This is a genomic window from bacterium (assembly GCA_030247525.1).
Lineage (GTDB): Bacteria > Electryoneota > JAOADG01 > JAOADG01 > JAOADG01 > JAOTSC01.
Window position 1 is genome coordinate 1 of record JAOTSC010000140.1, and the last position, 8,645, is coordinate 8,645.

Sequence of the window (8,645 nt, forward strand, 5' to 3'; positions counted from 1 at the left end):
CCTTTGACCCTTCACCTTTCACGAAGTGAAATTTCAGTGCATGAGATTTCATCGGATATTTTTTTTGCGGATGGCGGCGCAACATTTCCGGTAAGTCGCTTTCCATCTGGTCGTCGGACAGGAATGTCCGACGTACGGCGTCACCTGCGGGCGACCCAGAGGGTCTGCCCCTACTCGAATAGTCGTCGGACAGGAATGTCCGACGTACGGGTTGCTTCCCCTGTTCCCCGTTCCCTGTCCCCTGTTCCCTTCTCACAAGGAGAGTAATCCCATCGCGTTCGAGGAACCACGTCATGCCATTCTTCGCTTGACATTTATACAAGACGCGAGCATCCCACTGCCCCTTGTTTTCGGTGAAGAAGAACGGTTTCGGGATGCTTTGAGTCGTGGTCGCTGCAGCGGCATTCCTACTTACAACCGAGCCACCTAATCCAACAAGTGAGAGGAACGAAAGCAATAGAATTCGATCTAACATGTTGCGTCCTGTAGTTTCCGGAATGCGATATGGTTTGTCAATGAAGAAACCAAGATCGGTTCTAAGACTTGTCTGCATTGAGCGAACGCTTTCCTACCGGGAGAATTCTCTATCAATTTAGTCTTAATCGACCCCCGATGAAACGTAAACCTACCCAATTACTATGTTCCCATTATCACAAACCATAAATCCTACCCCGGTTTCGGTCGAATTTATGGTTTTCGTTTTGTATATTGGTTTCTTAGAGTCACCGCATGCTGAGGACGAAACGTAATGAATCATCTTAAAACAGTTCTCTTGTTACTTGGTTTGGTTGTTCTACTGATTGGCTGCGGGATCGAGGAATCGACCCCAACGCCACGGGGGATGTTGCTAATCAGCGCGACTGATAGTACCGGCGCTGATGTCACCGGCGCGTCGATAACGCTGGACGGAATCCTGCAGACCACAACAACGCCAGCCTTGTTAGGTCCCGTGGCAACTGGTTCCCATACAATCAAGCTCCGAAAGCAACGCTATCTCGATTTGACGCAGACTGTTTCGGTCGATGCCGGCGATACGGCTCGGTTCACCGGCACATTGGCACTGTCTCCCTTAGGTTACTTATCGGTGACATCCAATCCGACCGGTGCGCGGATCATTTTTGATGAGCAGTATTTGCTTGACAGCAGCGGAGCAATTCTTACCACTCCCACCGTAGCAATTGTATCGGTTGGTAACCATACCGTGACGGTAGTTCTTGATAGCCACCGGACAGTAAGTCCCGCTCTTCACCGGGTGAATGTCGCACAGGATACCACTGCTATTCAGTTTGGTTTATCGTTCACCCAAACCGGTAAATCCGCCGGGAAACTTCCAATTTCGTTCCGTCAACGGTTACTCACCAACGATACGACCCGGTTCGATACACTGAACAGCGAAATATTCCGTGGTCATACGACGGTATTCACCTGTTGGTTTACAACTTGCGTTCCCTGTCGTAACGAATTACCATTCTTCAATACGATTTATGAAGAATACGCGGAACGAGGCGTCCGGTTCGTCGCATTAACGACTCCGTATCCCAGATCGGAACCGTTGGCTTCGATGCAAGCAGCAGTGCGTGAAGTCGGCATTACATTTCCGGTAACGATTGATCCCCATCCGGGCTACTGGATGGCGATGGTAGAGAATACGAACAACGGCTATCCACTTAATATTGTAGTGGATTCCACCGGAGCGATTCATTGGGCAGGGGGTTCGGTTTCGGAAACCGAATTACGTTCGATGATATCGACGTTAGTCCCGTAAGTTCGCCTTACGTATTATTTTAGGTAATGAAGAAATCGAGAGGGAAACCATGAAACCGGTCACTACTTCATTTTTGAAACGGCTATTCGCATCAGCAAGTTTATTGCTTCTACTTATCACATTAGCCGGGTCGAATGCGTCGGCGCAATCGATACGAGTAACAGCATTAGAAGATACGATTCGACATTCTGAACCGAATGTTACTCTCGGTGTTTGGTATCACGTTGAAAATTTAACGAACGATACGCTACATCTACTTTTCCGCTCGGTCCGCACATCGGTTCCAACTGGGTGGGGTGTGAGTATGTGTGTCGGTTCCGCTTGCTACCCGGAATTCATCGACTCTGTGACGTATGATATTCTTCCGCGCGACTTAGATAGTTGTGCTTTAGACTTGTATGTAGGTCCAGAAGTCGGACTTACTGCGACCGCAAGTATTACAATACAACGAATTGGTACAACCGAGTTACATTCGCGTACTGTGGTAGTTACTTCAGTTGATGCGCCGGAAGCATTATTGCCGACGACAACCTTCTTGAGCAATGTCTATCCGAACCCGTTCAATTCGCAAAGTGTTTTGCAAATGTCGCTTCCCAACCGCGGCAACATTGGTTTAGCTGTGTACGATATCTCGGGACGACGAATCGCGGGAACTCAGATCAATGGTACACCGGGCATTAACACGATACCATTACAACATCTTCTGCAAGAACAGACTTCGGGAAACTACTTCATTCAAGTGACTACGCCGTATGGCAATCGTACGCATCGGGTCACCTATCTCCGATAGTCTGCAAAGCCACACCGCACAGCCGCCCCATCACCGTAAATCGGTATGGGGCTGGGCGCTCTACGATGTCGCCAATAGCGCCTTTGCCACCACGATTCTCGCTGTCATCTTCAATAAATATTATGCGTTACAAGTTGCTGGTGGTGAAACTGGGATCGAATTCAATTGGTTTGGTTCAAGTTTCCAGATCCCCGGACCAACGCTATTCACCTACTTTGTCTCGCTATCTACACTCCTTGTAATGATTGTTTCCCCGTTGCTTGGAGCGATGGCGGACGAAACGCGACGGAAAAAATCGTTTCTTCTCGGCTCAACTATTATCGGCGCGGGCTGTACCGGGATGTTGTGGTGGGTTGGAGAAGGGGATTGGTTGTATGGCGGCATCTGGTTTGCCATCGCCAACTTTGGGTTTAATGCCGGTCTCACATTTTACGATGCACTCTTGAAAAATGTCTCGTCACCGAAGGAAGTCGGCTGGGTGAGTGGTTTTGGGTGGGGCGTTGGTTACTTGGGTGGTGGATTGCTCCTTTTCGTCAATCTTCTGATGCTGCAACCCCCGGCATGGTTGGGCATCACTGCTTTTCGGGTACAGGATACTTTTCTAAGCGTTAGCATCTGGTGGGTAATTTTCGCGATTCCGTTGTTTTTGTGGGTACGGGAACCAGCGGAGAAAGAACACCTCCACGTCAAAAGCATCTGGAAAGAATCATGGCGGCGGTTGGCTCACACCTTTCATGAAGTGAAAAAACTTCGCGATTTAGTCAGATTTCTACTCGCATACTTACTCTTCAATAATGGCGTACAGACGATTATCCTCATGGCTTCGATTTACGGGGAAGCGGAATTGAATATGACTTCCTCAGGTCTAATCCTCTTTTTCCTGATGATTCAAGGTTGTGGATTTGTCGGTTCAGTGACTTTTGGTAAGTTTGCAGACCGGGTGGGTGACCGGATTGTGTTACTTTCTACTCTGGTTGTTTGGGGGATTGTTTGTGTTTGGACTTATTTTATCGGAATATTCACCGATCCGATCACGGAATTCCATATTATTGGTGTATTAGCCGGTTTGGTGTTAGGGGCAAGTCAATCCTCAGCGCGATCGATGTTTGCCCGGTTCACACCGGCAGACCGTTCCGCCGAGTTTTTTGGCTTCTTTTCGGTACAAGGACGGCTCAGTACGCTGTTTGGTCCTTTGGTCTACGGTACGATGCTTTGGTTGACTGGATCGATTCGGTTGGCGATTCTTTGCCTTTTGAGCTTCTTTATCACCGGTGGGCTATTGCTTTGGTTTGTAAATGAGAAGCGTGGCGAACAAGTCGCCCGCGAGCTAACGTAGTTCGTTTCGCTATTGTTTTCGGGAAATAGTGTTGTACCTTGTAAGGTTTAGAACCCGGGAGGAATCATGTTCGGATTGGGTACACCTGAACTTATCGTGATTGCAGTGGTCATCTTATTGTTGTTCGGCGGCAAGAAGCTGCCGGAATTGATGCGCGGTCTCGGCGGTGGTGTGAAGGAGTTTAAGCAAGCGATGCGCGACGCTCCACCTCCCACGAACGATACAAGTACCGTCGCCAAGAGCGACCCACAATCACAACCACTAAATCCCAATGGAAAACAATCCTAACGGTACGACCGTTGTTTGATAAACTACGTATTCCTGTTTCCGAAACAAACCCACTCCTTCGGGTGTGGGTTTCGTTATGTATTGGCTTTCCCGCAATTGCAATGGTATCGATTGCGGGGGCAAACCTACTCCTCCCCCTAACGATTTTAGGGTTTTTCTTTCTACCTCATACATTTAGCTTTCCGAAAAATCACCTGCTTTGGAGCATTTTACTCGGATTTATCGGGTGGTCACTTCTCACTACCGCAATTTCCCCCTATGGCGCTCATTGGGGCTCATGGTTTGAGGAACTTTCAACTATACTGGCAATTCTTCCCGGGATTATAGTCGGCAGCTCGCTAACACGCATACAACGCAGTTACAGGATTGTTGCTGTTGTGCTGCTGCTCGTAGCGGGTTATGCGGTGTGGCAATTCTTCTTTGGCTGGGATATCGTACGGGGTTGGCAACCGTTGCGGTTTCAGTTTCATCGTTATCACGCGGTAGGTTTACAAGATTTTCATCTCACCTATGCCGGGGTAATCGCAGTCTGTTTACCATTAGCGGCTGCAGTTTGGTCAACTGCAATAGGAAGCTTTGTTGCAGTTAGCGGCGTCGCGGCAGTTATGGCAACAATGGCGCGTTCGATGATGGGAGCAATGGGGGTTAGTGCTATACTACTCGGTATTCTGGGAAAGAAGAAGTTACGAATTCTTGCTGTTACCATCATTGTTGCATTGTTGGTGTTACCGCAAACTGTGTTTCAGGCAGCCGGTGAACGGTTTGCCCGCGGGGTTGCCATCAATTCGGAAAAGGCCGGGGAAGGTGATCCTACAAGGCGGTATCTTTGGCTGACGTCGCTGGCAATTATCAAGGATCACCCGATTGCTGGCGTTGGTAATAATCGTTGGGATGAAGCATTTTTTACGTACAAAATTCCTTTTGACGGTTATAGTTCTACAGCTCATCCTCATAACGATTTTCTTTCGACGGCAGTTGAATATGGAATCCCGGGAGCACTTATATTTGCTACATTTTGGTTTGCTTTTCTGATTCTCCTTGTCAAGCGTCCTACCGATGAACCGAACGAAATGCGCGAATATCGGATCGCTGGTTTGGCTGGGATTCTTACGATTCTCATCGGTGGATTGGTGCAATGTTATTTAACCGACGCCGAAGTGTCGCTACAGGTTTGGTTTTTAACAGGAACATTGATTTCGATGATTTCTACCCAACAAATGGTAATGATTCGGAGTGATAACCGATGAGGATTATTTTGGATGCCCGTAAGTGGAGTGATGGCGGGATCGGTCTCGCGGTGCGGTTGTTAGCGGAGCAGTTTACCCGGAAGGGCGTCGAAGTTATCTGCATAAGTCATGAGAATGATGTTACGAAAATTGAGCAAACAACAGAAGTAAAACCGGTTGTCTGTAATGCCCGCAATTATTCGCTGCAAGAATTATGGCAAGTCGGCGCGGCCGCGAACACAATGCAAGCCGATTTGTTCTACGCGCCTCATTACGTCGTTCCGTTTGGTCTTAAAATTCCGATTGTAACGTTAATCCACGACGCGATCCAACTAATGTTTCCCGACCAATTTTCGCTCGTTCAACGAACTTATGCTCAATACATGATTGGTCGGGCGATGCGAATTTCAACGAAAATCGTAACGCAAAGCGAAACGGTTCGATTGGATTTACTGGAGCGCTTTCCCGGGGTAATGCCGGCAAAAGTTCGGACGGTACGTATGATTCCCGATCCGATCTGGCGAAAAGTGCCCGGAGAACCACCTCCGGTCTGGACACCAGAAGTCTACTGCATTTACTGTGGTGCGTATCGGCAACACAAAAATCTATCATTCTTAGCGGAACTCTGGAAATCTTCACGGGCATTACCACCGTTAGTAATCGTAGGAGATGATTTGGACAAATATCCAGCCTTACGCAAAGAAATTCGACCTTTGTTAACTACGGGGCAATGGGTTGATGGTGGGTTGGTGCCGTTTTCACAGTTGCGGGAATTGGTGGCTGGCGCGTTTGCGCTACTCCTCCCCTCGAGGTATGAAGGGTATGGACAACCCCCCTTAGAGGCGATGTTATCCGGTGTTCCCGCTATCGTAAGCAATTGTGGTGCGATCCCGGAAATCTCTGGTTCTGGTGCGAAAGTTCTTCCCTTGACTTCGCCGACGCTTTGGATAGCCGAACTCATGGAACTCAAGAAGACCGAGTATCGAAATCAAAGAATAGCAATCGGTTCAAACTGGGTAGCAAGCTTTGATACTGACCAATGGATCGAAGGACACATCGCAGCGTGCAGGGAAGCAATCCAGCTTTGCCCGGCAAAAACACCATAGAAACATCAGCAGTGCTATCGTATCCAACACGGAAATCATTGTGTTTGGTGACATCTCTTCTTGATTTTTTTTTATTCATTCTTGCATCGGCATTGCCACAAATCTCATCAACGGTTACATTAAGAATTCTACAGGATGAATAATCATCCTTATAATGATATCAACATTCAATCGAATAGGTAACAGTGTTAAACAATAGATTTCCACTTCGATTAATCGCTTTTGCACCATTTTGTCTTGCTTTACTTGATGTAACTGTGTTTTCAGACCAGTTCTCGAGTTGGCAGGTTTTTCTATTGTTGGGTCTTCTCCTTTTTGGAATCTACCTCTTTACGATTGCCCGCCATATTGATAACGAACTCACAACAAGAAAAACAGCCTCCACTCTTCCACATAACCAAAGTAAAGTAGAATCTGGAAATGATGTTATTGCACCTAATGCCGAATTCTGTCATAACTGTTCAAGAATTCATGAATTGTATAACACAACTGCGATCACTCCTGTAAACTCAAAGCTGATCATGGATATTTTACCCGATCCAGTCTGGATAAAAGATTGTAACGGGAAATACTTAGTTGCCAACCAAGAGTATGCTAAGCGTTTAGGATTCACGAACCCCGAGCACATGATTGGAAAAACCGATTTCGACATCTGTTCAGTTGAAGATGCCGACCGTTATACCGCCGGCGATAACCAAGTCTTTTCAACCAAAACACAACTGATCGAGGAATCTTTCTTCGTTCATCTCGATGGCACCAGCGGTTGGTTTAGTGTGTCAAAAACACCAATGATCGATGCGAATGGGAACTGTATCGGATTGTTAGGAACCGCCCATAATATTAGCGACCGGAAGCGGACAGAACAATTGTTACAGCAGTCTAAAGCGGAGTTGGAAGAAATGGTGCGGGATCGCACAATGAAATTGCGGCATGCCTTCGATGACTTAAAGCTGTCAGAAGAGCGATTCCGAACGATTATTCAAGATCAAACCGAAATGATTTGCCGGTTCAATGTCGATGGTACTTACTCATTCGTAAATGAAACCTTTGCCCGTTTTTTTGGATCACGTTCCGAGCTTGTTATTGGTAAGAATTTCTATACCCAAATCGAGAGCGAGGCCAGTGATTATATCAAAAGTTTACTCTGCAGCATCTCTTCCACTAACCCAACTTTTTCGACCGAACTGCCGCTCATTGACAAAGATGGCATCAAGCGGTGGACTCATTGGACTGCGCGGGGACTATTCGATGAAAGTGGGAACTTGCGGGAAGTACAAGCGGTTGGCCGAGACATTTCCGAGCGGGTGCACGCAGAGTTATCGCTCCGTGAGAAGCAACTTCAGATTGACCAACTTATCGAACATGTCGATGCTGTTTTGTGGGAATTCGATTTAGAAACTTACCAGTATCTCTTTATCAGCCGTCAAGTCGAGCACTTGTTGGGATACCCCCATCAGGATTGGACGACCAATTCAACGTTCTGGATTGACCATGTTCATCCCGAGGATCAATTATTAGCAATCGGAAAACTGTCGATTAGTGACAGCACTGAACTCGAAAAGTATCTCGAATACCGGATGATTACGAGCGACGGTCGGGTGATTTGGGTACTTGATCGAGCAAGGATCTACAAATCTCCAACAGGTAACCGGCTGCGGGGTGTTTTTGTCGACATCACTCAAAAGAAGCGTGATGAGTTGGTGCGTAATTCGCTGTTGGAGATTATGCGCTCTACTTCTGCGTTACAATCACTTGAAGAAATGTTAGCGGCAGTTCATCAGTCTGTTAATACGCTGATGGATGCGAGCAATTTCTTTGTCGCACTATACGACCCCGATGAGGATGCATATTCGTTTCCCTACTCCTTCGATCCATTCGATGAACCAGTTCCAACCCGAACGTTAATTCCGTTAAAGAAATCGCTCACGGATTATGTACGTCGAACCGGACACGCTTTGTTCTGCGATGAAGCGAAATTTCAGGAACTAACTAACGAAGGCGAGGTGGAACTGGTTGGCGTACAGTCGGTTTGCTGGTTGGGCGTACCGCTGATTACACAACGCGGAGTCATTGGTGTAACAGTCGCACAGACCTATGCAACAGACCAGATTTACACAAAGTCCGATTTTGAATT

General features: G+C 47.3%; 8 protein-coding genes. 7 read left to right on the top strand and 1 reads right to left on the bottom strand.

Annotated features, from left to right (window positions below; genetic code table 11):
- Positions 1-475 (bottom strand): hypothetical protein (locus tag OEM52_11695; protein ID MDK9700799.1); only part of this gene is annotated, 475 nt, incomplete at its 3' end.
- 273 nt (positions 476-748) lie between these two features.
- Between OEM52_11695 and OEM52_11700 the strand changes: the two genes are divergently transcribed.
- The 7 genes from OEM52_11700 to OEM52_11730 form a co-directional block, all read left to right on the top strand.
- Positions 749-1,765 carry a PEGA domain-containing protein gene (locus OEM52_11700; GenBank protein MDK9700800.1) on the top strand — a complete coding sequence of 339 codons (1,017 nt, stop codon included), beginning with the start codon at positions 749-751 and terminating at the stop codon, positions 1,763-1,765.
- 49 nt (positions 1,766-1,814) lie between these two features.
- The gene (locus OEM52_11705) at positions 1,815-2,555 is read left to right on the top strand and encodes a T9SS type A sorting domain-containing protein (GenBank protein ID MDK9700801.1); all 741 of its coding nucleotides are present in this window, start codon (positions 1,815-1,817) and stop codon (positions 2,553-2,555) included.
- Entirely contained in the window at positions 2,518-3,891 is a 1,374-nt protein-coding gene (locus OEM52_11710) for an MFS transporter (protein MDK9700802.1), read from the top strand. The genes OEM52_11705 and OEM52_11710 overlap by 38 nt, the downstream gene beginning before the upstream one ends.
- A 66-nt stretch (positions 3,892-3,957) precedes the next feature.
- Complete coding sequence (locus tag OEM52_11715; GenBank protein MDK9700803.1) at positions 3,958-4,179, top strand: twin-arginine translocase TatA/TatE family subunit; 222 nt, start codon at positions 3,958-3,960, stop codon at positions 4,177-4,179.
- Between the two features lie 11 nt (positions 4,180-4,190).
- Positions 4,191-5,426 (top strand): O-antigen ligase family protein, encoded by a 1,236-nt coding sequence (locus OEM52_11720; protein MDK9700804.1) that lies wholly within the window; start codon positions 4,191-4,193, stop codon positions 5,424-5,426.
- Complete coding sequence (locus tag OEM52_11725) at positions 5,423-6,511, top strand: glycosyltransferase (protein ID MDK9700805.1); 1,089 nt, start codon at positions 5,423-5,425, stop codon at positions 6,509-6,511. Before OEM52_11720 ends, OEM52_11725 begins: the two co-directional genes overlap by 4 nt.
- A 185-nt stretch (positions 6,512-6,696) precedes the next feature.
- Positions 6,697-8,645, top strand: a 1,949-nt coding sequence (locus OEM52_11730; protein MDK9700806.1) for a PAS domain S-box protein, incomplete at its 3' end; no start/stop codon positions are given.

Excerpts from the sequence above, each read along its gene's own strand:
- OEM52_11715 (MDK9700803.1), top strand. The coding sequence starts at position 3,958 with ATGTTCGGATTGGGTACACCTGAACTTATCGTGATTGCAGTGGTCATC.
- OEM52_11710 (MDK9700802.1), top strand. The coding sequence starts at position 2,518 with ATGGCAATCGTACGCATCGGGTCACCTATCTCCGATAGTCTGCAAAGC.
- OEM52_11700 (MDK9700800.1), top strand. The coding sequence starts at position 749 with ATGAATCATCTTAAAACAGTTCTCTTGTTACTTGGTTTGGTTGTTCTA.
- OEM52_11725 (MDK9700805.1), top strand. The coding sequence starts at position 5,423 with ATGAGGATTATTTTGGATGCCCGTAAGTGGAGTGATGGCGGGATCGGT.
- OEM52_11705 (MDK9700801.1), top strand. The coding sequence starts at position 1,815 with ATGAAACCGGTCACTACTTCATTTTTGAAACGGCTATTCGCATCAGCA.